Origin of the sequence: Staphylococcus sp. GDX8P54P, from assembly GCF_017893165.1 — a bacterium.
Taxonomy (GTDB): Bacteria; Bacillota; Bacilli; order Staphylococcales; family Staphylococcaceae; genus Staphylococcus; species Staphylococcus borealis.
Window position 1 is genome coordinate 1 of record NZ_JAESMM010000039.1, and the last position, 17845, is coordinate 17845.

Genomic DNA, 17845 nt, shown 5'->3' on the forward strand with positions numbered 1-17845 from the left:
GTTGGATTTACGTTCCGCTAGAGTAGGACGTTGCCAGGCAAATCGTATGGATGCGATGAGCCGATATCGAGACCGTAAGGTCTTTTTTTATGCTTAAAATTAAAATGAAAATTTAATGATATAAATGTATAATGCTTTACGAAGAGAAAGCGTTTGAAGCTGATGAGTTGAGAAAATTGAGAAGCGAGTTTAGTAGAGCTAAAAGAGCAAGCAATTTTAGAAAAGGAAGAAAGATGCGAGCGCTTGCCTCGAAGTAAAGTAAGATTCTTAGCGCCGATGGTAGCCGATTTACGTTCCGCTAGAGTAGGACGTTGCCAGGCAAATCGTATGGATGCGATGAGCCGATATCGAGACCGTAAGGTCTCTTTTTTTATGTTTAAAAATCAAACCGAAAATTTAATGATATATATATAATGGCTTTACGAAGAGAAAGCGTTTGAAGCTGATGAGTTGAGAAAATTGAGAAGCGAGTTTAGTAGAGCTAAAAGAGCAAGCAATTTTAGAAAAGGAAGAAAGATGTGAGCGCTTGTGTTGAACTAAATGTACACAAATAACACTCCCATACAGATCAATGGGAGTGTTATATCATTAAATTAAAAGTGAATACAGCATCTTATTTTCATTAATATAAATATTTGATGGATCAAAATTATGAACATTAGATTTGAGTTGATTAAGGTCATCGTGATTTTTCAGCTGAATGCCAATAATAACAGTACCCGTATTTTGAGAAGTTTTCTTTAAGTATTCAAACTTAGTAATATCATCTTGTGGTCCTAAAACATCATTTACAAATTCTTTGAGTGCACCAGGACGTTGAGGAAAGTTAAGTATAAAGTAATGTTTCATTTCCTCATAAAGTAATGAACGCTCTTCGATTTCTTTCATACGATTAATATCGTTATTACCACCACTAATGACGCATACTACAGTCTTACCTCGAATTTCTTTTTTATAATTCTCTAATGCTGCTACACTTAATGCACCTGCAGGTTCTGCAACAATGGCTTGTTTTGAGTACATATCTAAGATAGTTGAACAGACTGCTCCTTCATCTACTTGAATATAGTCGTCAACATATTGCTTAGCAATATTAAATGTGATATCACCTACACGTGCTACAGAAGCGCCATCTACAAATTTATCAATATGGTCGAGTGTAACAACTTTATTTTGTACAACTACTGATTCATACATGCTGCTAGCGCCAGTAGGTTCAACACCAATTATTTTAGTTTGAGGGCTATATTGATTTAAATACGTACTTATACCTGAAATCAAACCGCCACCACCAATTGCAGCGAATAAATAGTCAAAAGTGATAGCATCATGATTTGACTGATTCAAAATTTCTTTTGCAAGCGTGCCTTGACCAGCGATTGTGTTGACGTTATTAAAAGGATCAATGAAGGTCATATGATTTTGTTTAGTATAAGCTAAAGCTTCTTTTAAACAATCATCAAAGGTGTATCCAGTTAGCACTATTTTAACATTTTTTGAACCAAAGAATTTAACTTGATTAACTTTTTGAAGAGGTGTGGTCACTGGCATAAATATGACTGCTTGTAAATTTAGTGCTTTAGCAGTATATGCCACACCTTGAGCATGATTTCCGGCACTGGCACATGTAATACCTTTTTCTTTAGCCTCATCAGTTAATACCGAAATGGCATTATATGCACCTCTAAGTTTAAATGAACGTACCCATTGTAAATCTTCTCTTTTTAAATAGACGTTACAATCATATTTTTGCGAAAGATAGAGATCATATTGTAGTGGTGTCTCTTTAACAACATCTTTAATTCGTAAATATGCATTATCTACATCTTTAGCATTTACTGTTGTCTTTACAGTCATAGTATCTCAACCTTTATTTTTATTTTCATATTGTTCTATTAAATCTTCATACGCCAACGTAATGGCGATATCATCTAGTCCATTTACTAATTTATGTTTCCACGTTTCATCGATTTTAAATTTGAATGATTTATTATTTGCTGAAACTGTCTGTTGTGGTAAATCCACTGTAATTTCTTTCTGAGATGCTAAATATTTTCTTTCATCTTCATTCAAAGTTATCGGTAGCATGCCATTTTTTGTACAATTCATATAAAAGATGTCACTAAAACTTCCAGCTATAATAATATTAAATCCATAATCTTTTAAAGCCCATGCAGCATGTTCTCGACTTGAGCCACAACCAAAATTATCTCCAGTTATTAAAATAGAAGCACCTGCATATTCAGGTTTGTTTGGATTAAAATCTGGATTATCTGAACCGTCTGGTAGATATCGCCATTCATCAAACGCAAATGGTCCAAATCCACTTTTAGTAATGCGTTTAAGATGAGCTTTAGGAATAATTTGATCGGTATCTATATTGTCGTTAAATAATGGTACAACTTTACCTGTGTAGGTTGTAATAGGTTGAATATCCATTGTTAAACAACCACCTTTCTAACATCTACAAATTTTCCTTTGATAGCGGCAGCAGCTGCCATAGCAGGGGATACAAGATGCGTTCTCGCACCTTTACCTTGTCTTCCTTCAAAGTTACGATTACTTGTAGAAGCACAATGAATGCCTTCTGGTACTTGGTCAGGATTCATACCTAAACACATTGAGCAACCAGGTTCTCTCCATTGGAATCCAGCCTCTTTGAAGATTTTATCTAAACCTAACGCTTCAGCTTCTTTTTTAACAGAACGAGAGCCTGGTACAACGATTGCAGTAATCTTAGGATGAACTTGATTACCTTTAACGATGTGACTAGCTTCTATTAAATCCGATAGTCTTGCATTTGTACAAGAACCTAAGAAGACATAACCTAAATCAATATCTTCTGCTTTTTGGCCTGGTTTAAGACCCATGTATTGGTAGGCACGCTCATCATTAATATTTTTAATTTGTGGAAAAGGTGTATTAAAACTAACACCCATTTCTGGATTTGTGCCCCATGTCACTTGTGGTTCGAGATGTGTGACATCGAGTTGAATAACTTTATCAAATTGAGCGTCTTCATCAGTATATAATTTACGCCAATCATGAATAGAACGTTCAAAATTTTGAGCATACCTTCTACCTTTGACGTAATCGAATGTTGTTTCATCTGGTTGCATTAATCCATATTTAGCGCCAGCTTCTATAGCCATATTGCAAATCGTCATTCTAGCTTCCATGGATAACGCTTTGATTGTTTCACCCGTAAACTCTATAGCATAGCCTGTGCCAAAATCCACACCATATTTACTAATAAGATACAAAATAATATCTTTGGCGTAGACACCTTTTGGTAGTTGACCTGTGACATCTATTTTTAAGTTTTTAGGTTTCGTTTGCCAAAGCGTTTGAGTAGCAAATACATGTTCTACTTCACTTGTTCCTATGCCAAAGGCGATTGCACCAAAAGCACCATGTGTAGCAGTATGTGAATCACCACAGACAATTGTTTTTCGTGGTTGAGTAAGACCAGTTTCTGGACCAACCATATGAACAATACCTTGTTCGTCTGAACCCATGTCAAAGAGGTGAACGCCAAATGCTTTTGCATTTTTTTGAAGTATTGTGATTTGTTTATTTGCAATTTCATCTTTAATATTAAAAATATCAATGGTAGGAACATTGTGGTCTAACGTTGCGAATGTTAAATCAGGACGTCTTAATTTACGGTTCTGTAGTCTCAATCCTTCGAAAGCTTGAGGAGAAGTCACTTCATGAATTAAGTGCAAATCTATATATAATAATTGAGGCTCACCTTCATTACCGGTTAAAACATGTTTATTCCAAACTTTATCGAATAACGTTTGTCCCATAAAAGTACTCCTCCTTATTCATAATTCTTTTTTAGTTCGTTAAAAATATCTGACGTAGTATATTGGCCATTTAAATCTGGTGTTGTTTTTCCTTCTTTAATTAACTGATATACCAATTGTTCTAGTTCTGATGCGGCATCTTCAAAGTTAAAGCTTTCACGCAAACACATTGCTAAAGAAAGAACCATACCAAATGGATTAGCTATATTTTGATTTGCAATATCAGGTGCTGAACCATGAATAGGCTCATATAATCTTGGCCCTTCTAAACTAAAACTAGCAGAAGGGGATAAACCTAGAGAACCAGGTATAGTAGAAGCTTCATCACTTAAAATATCTCCAAATAAATTTTCGGTTACAATTACGTCGAAATCGGTAGGTCGCGTAATTAAGTGCATACTACACGCGTCAACTAATAAATGGTTTACTTCTACTTCTGGATAATCCAAGCTAACTTCATCGATTGTTTGACGCCAAAGCTTACTCGAAGATAGTACATTTTCTTTATCAACTGATGTTAATTTTTTCTTTCGATTTAATGCTAATTCAAATGCAACCTTCGCAATACGTTGAATTTCATCTTTAGTGTAAGTTAATGAATCTAATGCACTAAGGTCATCAAGATGTCGAGGTTGACCGAAATATAATCCGCTAGTTAACTCTCTTACTATAATAAGATCAGTTCCTTTGACACGTTCTTCTTTAATTGGAGAGAAGTGGCTTGTACCGTCTGTAACTTTAGTAGGACGTATGTTAGCGAATAATCCTAATGATTTCCGCAATGCCAATAAGCCTTGTTCAGGTCTATTTTTAGGGTTTGTCCATTGTGGACCACCTACAGCTCCCAGTAAAATTGCATCTGCATTTTTACACGCTTCTAAAGTATCATCTGGTAGGGGAACACCCTGCGAATCTATGGCTGCACCACCAAAGTCATACGACTTCAACTGATACTCAAATTGATATTTTTTACTTATTTGTTCTAATAGTTCTAACGTTCCACTTAATATTTCTGGACCTATGCCATCACCGGGTAAAGCTACTATTTTAAAAGGCATGATGATTACGCTCCTTATTTTGAATTTCACTCGCATATTTTGCATGCGCTTCTACATATGCTTTGCAAGAGGCATATAATACATCATGGTCAATACCGATACCATTAACGGGATGACCCTCTATATTTAATGACACATGAACTTCAGCTTGAGCATCAGTACCTTCAGTGACTGAATCAATTCGATATTCAATGAGTTCACTCTTATGCTTGAAAATTCGATCAACTGCATTATATATAGCCACAATTGATCCCGTACCAATACTTGAATCTTGATATAACTTACCATGTTTATCTTTGATAACGACGACAGCACTTTGTAAACCGTTTGACACAAATTGTAATTGCAGTGTTTCGACTTGATATATTGCATTTTGTTCATGTTCAGAACCTTGAATCAGTGCGTGTATATCACGATCTGTAACACTTTTCTTCTTATCAGCTATAGCTTTAAATTGTTTAAATAATTCAACTTGATTTTGAGGTTCAATATCATATCCTAATGATTTTAATTTTTCAGCAAAAGCGTGTTTACCTGATAATTTGCCAAGCGGTAAATCATTTTTACGTATACCAACAAGTTGTGGTGTCATAATTTCATATGTTTCTGGATTTTTTAGAACGCCATCTTGATGAATACCAGATTCATGACTGAAAGCATTTTGACCCACAATGGCTTTATTTCTTGGTACACGTATACCAGCATAGCGTGATATAATGTCGGATGTGTTTTTGGTTTCTGATAGATTTAATCGCGTTTCATTACCATAATGGTCTTTTCGTACATATAGCGCTAACGCTAATTCTTCTAGCGCAGTATTGCCTGCTCGTTCACCAATGCCGTTAACTGTTCCTTCTATTCGAGTAGCACCATTTTCAATTGCAGCTAAGCTATTTGCAACTGCCATTCCTAAATCGTCATGACAATGTGCACTATAAATAATGTCTTGGTTCGTCTTTATGTGCTCAATTAAGGTTTTAAAAATTTGACCATATTCATTCGGATAACTGTAACCAACAGTGTCTGGAATATTAATTATCGTTGCACCAGAGTCAACTGCCATTTGTACACATTTGATTAAGAAATCTGATTCTGTTCTAGTCGCATCCTCTGGTGAAAATTGAACGACATCGAAGTATTGTTTAGCATACGTAACATGTTCTTTAATTGATTCCAATACTTGTTCTTGAGTCATTTTGAGTTTATGCGTTAAATGAATAGGTGAGGTAGCTATAAACACATGAATTACTGGTTTTACAGCATCTTTCGTAGCCTCATAAACAGCATCAATATCTGATTTCTTACAGCGCGCTAATCCACATACAGCTGTTTGAGTTAATGTATTTGAAATTGCTTGAACAGACTTAAAACTACCAGTACTAGAAGCGGGAAACCCAGCCTCTAGTATATCTACACCCCATGTCTCTAACTGTTTAGCTATTTTTAATCTTTCATCAAAAGAGAAATTAACGCCTGGTGTTTGTTCACCATCTCTTAAAGTCGTATCGAAAATTTGAATATGGCTTTCCATCTTTAACAACCCCTTAGCTATTATTTTTGAATGCTTTTAGATTTAATGAATGGCATCATTTTTCTTAACTCACGACCAACAGCTTCAATTTCATGACCGTGTTGTTGTTCGCGTAATTTATAAAATTCTTTAAAGCCATTTTCATTATCTTTAACAAAACTATTTGCAAAATTACCATTTTGAATATCTTTTAATACAGCTTTCATATTATCTTTGACATCCGGTGTAATGATTCTAGGCCCTGAAACATAGTCGCCATATTCTGCAGTGTTTGAGATTGAATAACGAACGTTTTCCATTCCGCCTTCATACATTAAATCAACAATTAATTTCATTTCGTGTAATACTTCGAAATAAGCTAATTCTTTTTGATAACCCGCTTCAACAAGTGTTTCAAAACCGCTTTGGATTAATTTATGGATACCACCACAAAGTACAGCTTGCTCACCGAATAAATCAGTTTCTGTTTCTTCTTTAAATGTTGTTTCAATGACACCCGCACGCGTAGCACCAATACCTTTTGCGTAACTTAAAGAAATATCGCGTGCTTGACCAGTAGCATCTTGTTGTACACCGAATAATGCCGGCACTGCAGTTCCTTCAACAAATGTACGTCTTACTAAGTGACCAGGTCCTTTAGGTGCTACTAGGAAGACATCGACATCTTTCGGTGGTTTGATAACTTCAAAGTGAATGTTAAATCCGTGTGCAAATGCTAAGGCATTTCCTGCTTCTAAATTAGGTTCAATTTCGTTTTTATATACATTGCCTTGAATTTCATCTGGTAATAATACCATGATGACATCAGCTTGTTTAACGGCTTCTGCGACTGGATATACATCAAATCCGTCTTCTTTAGCTTTGTCAAAAGAATGACCAGGGCGGATACCTACAATAACGTCATAGCCATTGTCTTTAAGATTTTGTGCATGTGCATGTCCTTGTGAACCGTAACCTACAATTGCGATTTTTTTACCTTGTAATGCATCTTTCTCAACTGATTGATCATAATAAACTTTAGTCATAATACATTCCTCCAAAAATTTAAAATTTCAATATTTTGAATATTCTCAAAATTATAGATATACTATTATCTATAAAATGTGATGTTAGTCATGTTTTGTTTATTTGTACTAGCGCATCAATGTAGAATTTACTTTATTGCTGGTTGATAACTTGAACTTCTAATACACTGACTTGTTTTTTTAATTTGGCTACTAATATTTTAAAAATTGCTTCATCTTCAATATCAGCAATAATTTGCATATTAGAAATGCCGTTGTCTTCTGATGGCTTAACTGTCAGTTCGTTTATATTATATTGTAGTCGAACGAAGGCGCTCGTGATTCTATTTAACGTACTTACTTGGTCTGTGACTTTTAACTGTAAAACGCGTTTCATTCTAATCCCTCCATTTCATGGTTCGCTTTGCCACTTGGAATCATAGGATTAACTGGTTCGGTAGGTGAGATTCTAACTTCAATTAATGCAGGCCCTTGATAATTAAATGCTTCATCAAGTGTCGCTGTTAATTTATCGGGATGATCAATTAAGTAACCTTTGACACCATAAGCTTCCGCCATTTTCATGAAGTCAGGTTGATCATTAAATACAGAATGAGAGAATCGATGGTTAAAGAATTTGTCTTGCCACTGTTTGACCATACCTAAGGTTCCGTTATTAATAAGAACGATCTTTACATTAAGTCCGTATTCAGGAAGTAATGCCATTTCCTGATTCGTCATTTGGAACCCACCATCACCAACGAAACAGATAACAGTTTTGTCGGGTTCAGCTAATTGAGCACCAATCGCAGAAGGAATACCAAAGCCCATCGTACCTAATCCGCCACTTGTAACCCATTGACCATGATGTTTGAAAGGATAGAATTGAGCCGCCCACATTTGATGTTGCCCAACATCAGTAGTAACGATGGCTTCACCGTGTGTAATTTGCCCAATATATTCAATCGCCTTTTGGGGCTTACAAAATGTGTCATCAGCCACTGTATATTTAAAAGGATGTTTGCTTTTATTTTCAAGACAATGTTGAACCCATTCATCATGAGAAGTTTCATTTTTAAACTTATGAGACAAAGCTGTCAATACCTGTTTACAATCAGCTACAATTCCCAAATCAGTGGCAATTACTTTATTGATTTCCGATTCATCAATATCCACATGAACAACAATAGCATTCGGTGCAAATTCATCCGGTTTGCTTGCAAGTCTATCATCGAATCGACTACCCAAATTAAGTAATAAATCACATTCAGTTAAAGCCATATTGCTAGCGTAAGATCCATGCATACCCCCCATACCTAGAAATAATGGATTATCGTATGGAATCGCACCTAAGCCTAATAGTGTAGTTACTACTGGAATTTGATGTTTCGTTACAAACTGCGTTAATAAATCGTTGGATTGCGAATGATTTATCCCTGCACCTGCTAAGACTACTGGTTGTTTGGCCTTAGATAGATAATGAACTAATTGATCAATGTCTTTATTCTGAGGTTCTTCAGTAACTTTATAGGCTGGTAAATTCACGTCACTTATAAGTGGTGCAGTTGTTTTTAGCACACCCATATCTTTAGGGAAATCTATAACGACTGGGCCTTTACGACCTGAATTAGCTAAGTAAAATGCTTCATGAATAATTCTAGGAATATCGTTTACATTTTTAACTTGGAAATTCGCCTTCGTGATTGGTGTTGTCATAGAAAGTAAATCTGCCTCTTGAAAGGCATCTTTACCAATACCTGGCGTTGCTACTTGTCCTGTGAATACCACCAAGGGGAGGGAATCACAATAAGCATCTGTAATTCCTGTAATTGCATTTGTAGCGCCAGGACCACTTGTAACTACGACTACACCAGTTTTGCCAGATACTCTAGCATAGCCTTCAGCAGCATGTGTCGCACCTTGCTCATGTCTTGCCAAAATGTGTTTAATTTTACCATCATAAAACGTGTCGTATAAAGGTAAAACTGCACCACCAGGGTAGCCGAAAATAAAGTCAACATCTTCATGTAATAGGGCTTCAACTAAAAGTTCTGAGCCAGCTCTTAGTGTGTGATTCTCGTTACTATTGACGTCTGCTTTCAGATTAGATTGATTTGAATGTGCCGTAGTTGATGAACTAACGACGTTACTTTCCATTTTATTTGCCATGATGAACAACTCCTTTAGTTAGATAAGATTTTCGGGAACTTGCATTATGCCACCAGTGTTCGCACTCGTTACCAAAGCGGTATATCTCGCTAGATAACCTGATTTTACTTTAGCTTTAAAAGGTTGTAGTGCTTTTTTGCGTTGATTAAGTTCTTCTTCAGTTTGATTAACATCTAAAGTGCGATTGATTAAATCAATCGTAATTTCATCACCGTCTTTAATGAGGCCAATAGGACCACCTGATGCGGCTTCTGGTGAAATATGTCCAACAGCAATACCTCTTGTTGCTCCAGAAAATCTACCATCAGTAATTAATGCAACGTCTTTACCTAATCCTCTACCTACAATTGAAGAGGTAGGTGCTAACATTTCAGGCATTCCTGGTCCTCCTTTAGGTCCTTCGTAACGTATAACAACGACGTGACCTTCACGAACGATTTTGTTATCAATGGCCTCGACTGCTTCATCATGTGAGTTGAAACAGATTGCCTTACCAGTGAATGTTTTGATAGAAGGGTCAACACCACCAACTTTAATTACGGCACCTTTAGGCGCAATATTTCCGAATAAGATAGAGAGACCACCTTGTTTATCATATGGATTGTCAAGTGAGTGAATGACCTCAAAGTTTTTAATCTCTTTACCTTCATTATTTTTACGAAGTGTTTGTCCAGTCACTGTAAGTCTATCCGGGTGTAGAGTGCCTTCTTTTTTCATTAATTCATTTATGATAGCTGGACAACCACCAGCTTCGTGTACATCGTGCATTGAATATGATGAACTTGGTGCAATCTTAGATAAATAAGGTGTTCTCTTAGCAATTTCATTGATACGCTCTAAGTCATAATCAATGCCAGCTTCATTTGCTATCGCTAAAGTATGTAATACCGTGTTAGTGGAACCACCCATTGCCATGTCTAGTGCGAATGCATCGTCAATTGCTTCTCTAGTCACAATATCAAGTGGCTTAATATCCTTTTTAATATTATCAACTAATTTAAAGGCCGCTTCACGAATCATTTCTCTTCTTTGTTCACTAACTGCTAAAGCTGTACCGTTATAAGGTAGTGCTAAACCTAACACTTCCATTAGGCAATTCATTGAATTTGCTGTAAACATGCCTGCGCATGAGCCACAAGTAGGGCAAGCATTTTGTTCCATATCTAAAAATGCTTCTTTCGAAAGTTTACCTTCTTTAAAAGCACCAACTGCTTCAAACATGGATGATAATGTTAATGCTTTCCCTTGTGCAGATAATCCAGCTTTCATAGGGCCACCTGAACAGAATATTGCTGGTACATTGGTTCTTACGGCAGCTAATATCATACCAGGTGTGATTTTGTCGCAATTAGGAATGTAAAATACACCATCGAACCAGTGCGCATTAATAACAGTTTCAGCAGCATCTGCAATAAGTTCTCGAGAAGGGAGTGAGTATCGCATTCCAATATGTCCCATAGCGATACCGTCATCGACACCAATCGTATTAAATTCAAAAGGAATTGCGCCTGCCTCACGTATTGCTTCTTTCGCGATGTCAGCCAGTTCTCTTAAATGGACATGTCCAGGTACAATGTCGATATAAGAATTACAAATCGCTACGAAAGGTTTATTCATATCTGTTGGATTTTTAAGTGCGCCCGTGGCGTGTAAAAGACTTCGAGCAGGTGCTTGTTGATCACCTTTTTTTATCATGTCACTTCTCATAAATAATTCCCCCATAAAACACATTAAGTTTGTTACACATAAAAAGACGTCCCAATTTGTGATTGGGACGTCTACAAGTCCCATTCAATGAGAAATAGGACTTAAACATTTAGTAATTGAAAGATACTAAAGTTCCAGCCCTTGAGAGTATAATAAAATAATTAAATTGTCAGTTGGATTATATGCTTGATGTGTCATTGTAGTCATTTTAATATACTCCTTCCTTGAATGGTTATATTTAAATAGTTAGAATTGTTTAAAAATTCGATAAACTTAATTTACTACACAGTGTTTATTAAGTCAATATAATTTTTAAGAATTTTCTAACATCAATCCTTTTTCAAATTTATGTTCCTTATAGGGAAATTGCTAGAGGAATTTGTTATACTTATTAAGTTAAATTGTTATGGCTTAATTCAATTGTGTTAGGAAAATTAAGTCATTTAAAATCAAAAATATAGCAATATAATTTAGTTAATAAAATAAGTAGAGAGAGTGGGACTAATGATAACGATTAATAACTTGGATGAATTAGATCAATTCGCTAATGTGTTAGTTCGACACTTAAAGCCTGGTGATGTCATTTTATTAAATGGTGATCTTGGTGCAGGTAAAACAACGCTAACTCAATTTATAGGTAAACATTTAGGTGTTAAACGTAATATTAATTCTCCGACATTTAATATTATAAAATCTTATAGAGGTAGTCATTTAAAGCTACATCATATGGACTGCTATCGTTTGGAAGATTCAGATGAGGACTTAGGTTTTGAAGAATATTTTCAAGATGAAGGCATCACTGTTATTGAGTGGAGTCAATTTATTTATGATTTATTACCTGAAGAACGATTAATCATTAATATAGAGACTGTTAACGAAACGCAAAGAACGATTGAATTAAATGGCATAGGGACACATTATTTGAACGTTAAGGAGGAAGTTGAAAGTGAATTTATTACTGATTGATACATCAAATCAACCGATGTCAATCGCAATCATGCAAGATCATACCGTATTGTCTGAAATGACTACCGAAAATAAAAAAGATCATTCTAGTCAACTTATGCCTGGTATTCAACATTTATTTGAAGAAGCGAAAATTGATAAAAGCGAGATTGATGGTATTGTAGTTGCTAAGGGGCCAGGTTCATATACAGGTGTAAGAATTGGTGTTACAACTGCTAAAACGTTAGCATATGCATTAAATGCAAAATTATATGGCGTATCGTCTTTATTAGCATTAGCTGCCACAATGGATGAAAGCGACCAAAGGTTATTGGTTCCTATTATTGATGCACGTCGAGAAGCGGTTTATACAGGTGTTTATCAATATGAAGAAGGAAAATTAAAGACAATTTTAGAAGATCAATATTTACCAATTCAAGAATTAAAACAACAATTGACTGATTTCAAACAACCATTTGTCTATATTGGTAAAGATGCTGATAAATTATCAAACTATCTTGATGGAGAAATACAAAGTCACTTACCATATGCACCTGCAATGAAACCACTTTTAACTGAAAGTGAAGATATTCATACATTTGTTCCAAATTATATTAAATTATCAGAGGCAGAAAGAAATTGGCTAAACCAACAGAATCAGAATTAACAATTAGAGCGATGCAAGTTGATGATGTTCCTAATGTATTTGATATAGAACGTGACAGTTTTAATGATAGTTCATGGACGATAGATGCATTTTATCATGAATTAAATGAAAATAACTTTGCGAAATATTTTGTAATTCTTTTTGAAAATGAAATTATCGGATATCTAGGGCTATGGATTGTTATTGATCAAGCTCAAATAACAACGATAGCTATTCGTAAAGATTACAGAGGATATGGGCTGGGACAATTATTGTTAAAATATGTTATGGATTATGCTAAGCATACATGTGAAGTAATGAGTTTAGAAGTTAGAGTTGATAATGTCATAGCACAACACGTTTATACTAATTTGGGTTTTCAATTTGGTGGTAAACGTAAAAATTATTATGGAGAAGGCGAGGATGCAATGGTTATGTGGGTGAACTTAAATGAATAAAGAAACATTAATATTAGCAATTGAAACAAGTTGTGATGAAACAAGTGTAAGTGTCATTAAGGATGGCAACACAATTTTATCCAATATTGTACTTAGCCAAATTGAGAGTCATAAGCGTTTTGGAGGTGTTGTGCCAGAGGTTGCCAGTCGACATCATGTGGAAGGTATTACAACAACTATTGATGAAGCGCTAATATCTGCAAACATCACGATGCATGATATAGATGCAATAGCTGTAACTCAAGGTCCAGGATTAATTGGGGCATTGCTGATTGGTATTAATGCAGCAAAAGCACTAGCCTTTGCTTACGATAAACCACTTATTCCTGTACACCATATTGCTGGTCATATTTACGCTAATCATTTAGAAGAACCATTAACATTTCCTTTAATCGCGTTAATCGTATCTGGAGGTCACACTGAACTCGTGTATATGAAATCTCATATGCATTTTGAAGTTATTGGAGAGACAAGAGATGATGCAGTGGGTGAAGCCTATGATAAAGTGGCACGAACAATTGATTTACCATATCCGGGTGGACCACAAATTGACAAATTAGCACAACAAGGTCAAGATACGTATGATTTTCCAAGAGTATGGTTAGAAAAAGATAGTTATGATTTTAGTTTTAGTGGTTTGAAAAGTGCTATAATCAACAAACTGCATAATTTAAGACAAAAAAATGAAACGATTGTTAAAGAAAATGTGGCAACTAGTTTTCAAAATAGTGTCGTAGATGTATTAAGTACTAAAGCGATGAATGCATGTAAGGCATATAATGTGAATAGACTTATCGTTGCTGGTGGCGTTGCAAGTAACAAAGGACTTCGTCAACGTTTACAACATTTATGTGAAGCAAATAATATCCATTTGTCTATTCCAAGTCCTAAATTATGTACGGATAATGCAGCAATGATCGGCGCAGCGGCATACTACTATTATCAAGCAGGCGTTACAGCTCATTTAGATTTAAATGGTGAAAATAACATGGACATAGAAGAAGCAACAATAGATGCTTAAATGATTTTAAAAATTTATTTTACGATAAGAAACCTCTTATGAACGTTAGCATTGTAATGCTTATGTTATAAGAGGTTTTATTTTTGAAGAAACATCATTTGATAAAGGTCAATAGGGAACATTTGTACTTATCAACATTAAGTGTATAAGTTGTGGATAAAAGGTTCTTAACAATGTGGATAGCAGATTAATTTTGTGTAAAAAATTGGTAAATGAATCAAAAATATCTTGTGGATAAGTAGGATAACTTTGTGGATAGTTGGTATTATCACATTTTAACTGTTTATAACTTTTATTGAAATTGATTCAAAAAAATAGCTAAAAAGTTATAAAATACTTTCTAGCTATTTTAAGATTAATGCGTTTTAAACATTTTCTTGTAAATTTTCCCATTCGGTCATAACTTGTTCTAATTTCTGTTCGGTTTCTTGTTTTTGATTCGCTAATGATGAAGCTTTTTCAGGATTATTAAATACATCAGGTTGCGTCAGTTGTTCATCAATTTGAGCGATTTCATTTTCATAGGATTCAATTTTAGATTCACATTCTTCAATGAGACGTTCTAATTTACGTTGCTCACGGCGTTGTTGTTTTTGTGAATCATACGTATTGATGGTGTTATTGTTTACGTTTTGATTGGAAACATCATTCTTGCTATCATCATTACGTTCATTTTCAAATGCTTCTAATGCAGCTGCTTCCTCTGTTTTCTCAATATAATATTGATAATCTCCAAGATACATCTGACCGCCATCTATATTTAAATCAAAGACTTTATTAGCTAATTGATTAATAAAGTATCGATCATGGGAAACGAATAGAATCGTTCCTTCAAAATCTTTTAATGCTTGTTCAAGCATTTCTTTAGAATCAATATCTAAATGGTTTGTAGGTTCATCAAGGATTAAGACGTTATCTCTTTGTAACATAAGGAGTGCTAATTGTAATCGTGCTTTTTCGCCACCAGATAAATCGTTAATAATTTTTTTAACATCATCTTGTACAAATAAGAAACGTCCTAATACAGCGCGTATGTCTTTTTCGTTCATAGTTGGATATTGATCCCAAACATAGTCGAGAATTGTTTTGTTGGATTTAAATTCTGCTTGCTTTTGATCATAATAGCCAATTTGTAGATTAGCACCAAAGGTAATATTACCGTCTATTTGATCTTGTCGTTGTGCGATTGTCTTAATTAGCGTCGTTTTACCTACACCATTAGGACCTATGATTGCGATATGATCGCCTTTCGTGACTTCTATGTTAATTGGAGATGTTATAGGCGCATCATAACCAATTTCAAGATTGCGAATATGCATCACGTCATTTCCTGTATTTCGATTGAACCCAAATTGAATATTGGCACTTCTTGCGTCTAACATTGGTTTGTCGATACGTTCCATTTTCTCTAATGTTTTGCGACGACTTTTTGCCATACCACTTGTTGAGGCACGTGTAATATTTTTTTCTACAAAGGTTTCCAATCGCTTAATTTCATCTTGTTGACGTTCATATTCTTGCATGCGACTTTCATAATACTTATCACGTTGCTCGATAAATTGCTCGTAATTGCCTACATAACGTTTAACATCACCAAGTGCCACATCATAGATTTGCGTGACAATCTTGTCTAAGAAGTATCTATCGTGACTGATGATGACGATGGCACCTTTGAAGTATTTTAAATAATCTTCTAACCACTTTGTTGTTTCTAAATCTAAATGGTTTGTAGGTTCGTCTAATAGTAATAAATCTGGCTCATTTAATAACATTTGTGCTAATGATAATCGTGTTTTTTGACCACCACTAAAATCGTTAATAGGTTTATCAAAATCATCTTCGTTAAAATTTAAACCATGTAGAACTGTCTTGATTTTACTTTCATATTGATAACCATCGAGTTGTTCAAATTGATTGGTTAATGATTCATAACGTTCCATATGTTGTTGATAGGCATCAGAATCATAGTCAGATGCATGATCAGCGAGCCAGTTCGTTTCTTCTTTAATTAAGCGTTCCATCTTTTTGAGATGTTCAAATGGTTTAGACATTTCTTCAAACACTGAAGCGGATGAATTAAGCGTCATTTGTTGGGTCAGGTAACCCATTCGTAAATTTTTAATTTTAGAAATATGGCCGCTATCGTAATCTTCAACACCGGCAATAATTTTCATTAAGGTTGATTTTCCAGCACCGTTACGACCTACGACTCCGATTCGTTCGCCTGTCTTTACTTCGAAATTCACACGTGTGAAAATATCATCACCATCAAATGATTTCGAAATGTCATTTAATTGCAAGAGTATCATTCAGGTTTCACCTTTCTATTTGTAAGTTTATTACTCGAAATTAAGTTGTATATTACTCTATATTTTACCGTATTACTTAGTTTCTTGAAACTAAGTTATTTATTTTTAAAATGCGTTAAGGTATAATATTCCAGTATTCATAATAGGACATAAGAAAATTTTAAAAATTTAAAACGTATAGCACTCAAAATAGTTTGGATACATAGATTATAAAATTCAAACGAAAGGGGGGCATTTTAAATGGCTCAAAATAAATCTAAAATTCCATGGGCAACTTTGAAACGATTACCTTTATATTACAGATTCGTTAACACGTTAAAATCAAAAGGCATAGACAGAGTGAATTCAAAAGCGATTAGCGAGGCATTAAATATTGAATCAGCAACCATTCGTAGAGATTTCTCATATTTTGGAGAATTAGGGAAAAAAGGTTATGGTTACAATATAGATAGTTTATTAGAATTCTTTAAAACGGCACTTAGTGATAGCGATAATATACACATTGCATTGGTAGGTGTTGGTAATTTAGGTAGAGCACTTTTAACGTATAACTTTTCAATTCATGATGAAATGACCATTACAGAGGCTTTTGATGTTGATGAGCACATTGTCGGAAATAAGATTGGTGATGTGACTGTCCATCATATGAACGACTTAAAACAAGTTCTTGCTGACAAAGATATTAATGTTGTTATTTTAACGACGCCAGAAAGTGTAGCGCAACGTGTGGCAAATGAGTTAATTGAAGCAAATATTAATGGTATTTTAAATTTCACACCAACTAGAATAGAAGTACCTAATAGTGTACAAGTTCATCATATTGACTTAGGTATAGAATTGCAATCATTGCTATTCTTCATGAAAAATTATTCCAATTAAATAACGTCACTTTTATTACAGCACTCTGGGACATAAATAATATAATCATGCTATTTAGCAAATTCGCAGTTGCTGACTGAACTGATAAGGGGCTTAAACCAAGCTTTTCTCAGTTCTAGTCATCCTTGCGGGTGGGGACCCAACTAAGAGAATTTCACTAAAAAATTCTACAAGCAAAGCAAGTTGGGAGTCGGGGCCCCAACAAAGAGAATTTCACTAAGAAATTCTACAAGCAAAGCAAGTTGGGAGTGGGACGACGAATTCAAAAGAATTCTGTCCCACTCCCGTTTCCTACGATTAGTCAAG

15 protein-coding genes are annotated in these 17845 nt (G+C 34.8%); 5 read left to right on the top strand and 10 right to left on the bottom strand.

All coding sequences use genetic code 11. The features are described from left to right. Window positions 1-588 precede the first annotated feature (588 nt). From ilvA to ilvD, 9 genes are all read right to left on the bottom strand, one after another. Complete coding sequence (gene ilvA / locus KA909_RS11335) at window positions 589-1857, bottom strand: threonine ammonia-lyase IlvA (protein ID WP_210130230.1); 1269 nt, start codon at window positions 1855-1857, stop codon at window positions 589-591. 6 nt (window positions 1858-1863) lie between these two features. Then, entirely contained in the window at window positions 1864-2439 is a 576-nt protein-coding gene (gene leuD, locus KA909_RS11340) for a 3-isopropylmalate dehydratase small subunit (RefSeq protein WP_053030463.1), read from the bottom strand. Between the two features lie 2 nt (window positions 2440-2441). Beyond that, on the bottom strand, window positions 2442-3812 hold the full coding sequence (leuC, locus tag KA909_RS11345) for a 3-isopropylmalate dehydratase large subunit (RefSeq protein WP_210130231.1): 1371 nt from the start codon (window positions 3810-3812) through the stop codon (window positions 2442-2444). 14 nt (window positions 3813-3826) lie between these two features. Beyond that, window positions 3827-4870, bottom strand: a complete 1044-nt coding sequence (gene leuB, locus KA909_RS11350) for a 3-isopropylmalate dehydrogenase (RefSeq protein WP_210130232.1) — start codon at window positions 4868-4870, stop codon at window positions 3827-3829. After that, window positions 4860-6401, bottom strand: a complete 1542-nt coding sequence (locus tag KA909_RS11355; RefSeq protein ID WP_210130233.1) for a 2-isopropylmalate synthase — start codon at window positions 6399-6401, stop codon at window positions 4860-4862. Before KA909_RS11355 ends, leuB begins: the two co-directional genes overlap by 11 nt. A gap of 20 nt (window positions 6402-6421) precedes the next feature. Continuing rightward, a complete protein-coding gene (gene ilvC / locus KA909_RS11360) occupies window positions 6422-7426 on the bottom strand; it encodes a ketol-acid reductoisomerase (protein ID WP_053030454.1) in 1005 nt (334 codons plus the stop codon). Between the two features lie 133 nt (window positions 7427-7559). Continuing rightward, complete coding sequence (locus KA909_RS11365; protein WP_193839122.1) at window positions 7560-7802, bottom strand: ACT domain-containing protein; 243 nt, start codon at window positions 7800-7802, stop codon at window positions 7560-7562. Next, window positions 7799-9574 carry a biosynthetic-type acetolactate synthase large subunit gene (gene ilvB / locus KA909_RS11370; RefSeq protein ID WP_245339390.1) on the bottom strand — a complete coding sequence of 592 codons (1776 nt, stop codon included), beginning with the start codon at window positions 9572-9574 and terminating at the stop codon, window positions 7799-7801. Before ilvB ends, KA909_RS11365 begins: the two co-directional genes overlap by 4 nt. 18 nt (window positions 9575-9592) lie before the next feature. Beyond that, on the bottom strand, window positions 9593-11281 hold the full coding sequence (gene ilvD / locus KA909_RS11375; protein WP_193839123.1) for a dihydroxy-acid dehydratase: 1689 nt from the start codon (window positions 11279-11281) through the stop codon (window positions 9593-9595). 504 nt (window positions 11282-11785) lie between these two features. Here ilvD and tsaE point away from each other — a divergent pair. From tsaE to tsaD, 4 genes are read left to right on the top strand one after another with little or no spacing between them, the layout of a single operon-like run. Further along, the gene (gene tsaE, locus KA909_RS11380; RefSeq protein ID WP_070855057.1) at window positions 11786-12247 is read left to right on the top strand and encodes a tRNA (adenosine(37)-N6)-threonylcarbamoyltransferase complex ATPase subunit type 1 TsaE; all 462 of its coding nucleotides are present in this window, start codon (window positions 11786-11788) and stop codon (window positions 12245-12247) included. After that, window positions 12228-12893: a tRNA (adenosine(37)-N6)-threonylcarbamoyltransferase complex dimerization subunit type 1 TsaB gene (gene tsaB / locus KA909_RS11385; RefSeq protein ID WP_193839124.1), complete on the top strand. Its 666-nt coding sequence runs from the start codon at window positions 12228-12230 to the stop codon at window positions 12891-12893. Before tsaE ends, tsaB begins: the two co-directional genes overlap by 20 nt. Then, window positions 12866-13330, top strand: coding sequence for a ribosomal protein S18-alanine N-acetyltransferase (gene rimI / locus KA909_RS11390; RefSeq protein WP_053030439.1), 465 nt, complete (start codon window positions 12866-12868; stop codon window positions 13328-13330). The genes tsaB and rimI overlap by 28 nt, the downstream gene beginning before the upstream one ends. Continuing rightward, window positions 13323-14351 (top strand): tRNA (adenosine(37)-N6)-threonylcarbamoyltransferase complex transferase subunit TsaD, encoded by a 1029-nt coding sequence (gene tsaD, locus KA909_RS11395; RefSeq protein ID WP_193839125.1) that lies wholly within the window; start codon window positions 13323-13325, stop codon window positions 14349-14351. The genes rimI and tsaD overlap by 8 nt, the downstream gene beginning before the upstream one ends. Window positions 14352-14716: 365 nt before the next feature. Here tsaD and abc-f read toward each other — a convergent pair whose 3' ends face one another. Next, window positions 14717-16660, bottom strand: a complete 1944-nt coding sequence (gene abc-f, locus KA909_RS11400) for a ribosomal protection-like ABC-F family protein (protein ID WP_193839126.1) — start codon at window positions 16658-16660, stop codon at window positions 14717-14719. 240 nt (window positions 16661-16900) lie between these two features. Between abc-f and KA909_RS11405 the strand changes: the two genes are divergently transcribed. Next, window positions 16901-17539 carry a redox-sensing transcriptional repressor Rex gene (locus KA909_RS11405; RefSeq protein WP_210130234.1) on the top strand — a complete coding sequence of 213 codons (639 nt, stop codon included), beginning with the start codon at window positions 16901-16903 and terminating at the stop codon, window positions 17537-17539. Window positions 17540-17845: the final 306 nt, after the last annotated feature.

Bases quoted from the DNA above. Each gene is read 5' to 3' on its own strand.
- ilvA (WP_210130230.1), bottom strand. From the start codon at position 1,857: ATGACTGTAAAGACAACAGTAAATGCTAAAGATGTAGATAATGCATAT.
- leuD (WP_053030463.1), bottom strand. From the start codon at position 2,439: ATGGATATTCAACCTATTACAACCTACACAGGTAAAGTTGTACCATTA.
- leuC (WP_210130231.1), bottom strand. From the start codon at position 3,812: ATGGGACAAACGTTATTCGATAAAGTTTGGAATAAACATGTTTTAACC.
- leuB (WP_210130232.1), bottom strand. From the start codon at position 4,870: ATGCCTTTTAAAATAGTAGCTTTACCCGGTGATGGCATAGGTCCAGAA.
- KA909_RS11355 (WP_210130233.1), bottom strand. From the start codon at position 6,401: ATGGAAAGCCATATTCAAATTTTCGATACGACTTTAAGAGATGGTGAA.
- ilvC (WP_053030454.1), bottom strand. From the start codon at position 7,426: ATGACTAAAGTTTATTATGATCAATCAGTTGAGAAAGATGCATTACAA.
- KA909_RS11365 (WP_193839122.1), bottom strand. From the start codon at position 7,802: ATGAAACGCGTTTTACAGTTAAAAGTCACAGACCAAGTAAGTACGTTA.
- ilvB (WP_245339390.1), bottom strand. From the start codon at position 9,574: ATGGCAAATAAAATGGAAAGTAACGTCGTTAGTTCATCAACTACGGCA.
- ilvD (WP_193839123.1), bottom strand. From the start codon at position 11,281: ATGAGAAGTGACATGATAAAAAAAGGTGATCAACAAGCACCTGCTCGA.
- tsaE (WP_070855057.1), top strand. From the start codon at position 11,786: ATGATAACGATTAATAACTTGGATGAATTAGATCAATTCGCTAATGTG.
- tsaD (WP_193839125.1), top strand. From the start codon at position 13,323: ATGAATAAAGAAACATTAATATTAGCAATTGAAACAAGTTGTGATGAA.
- abc-f (WP_193839126.1), bottom strand. From the start codon at position 16,660: ATGATACTCTTGCAATTAAATGACATTTCGAAATCATTTGATGGTGAT.
- KA909_RS11405 (WP_210130234.1), top strand. From the start codon at position 16,901: ATGGCTCAAAATAAATCTAAAATTCCATGGGCAACTTTGAAACGATTA.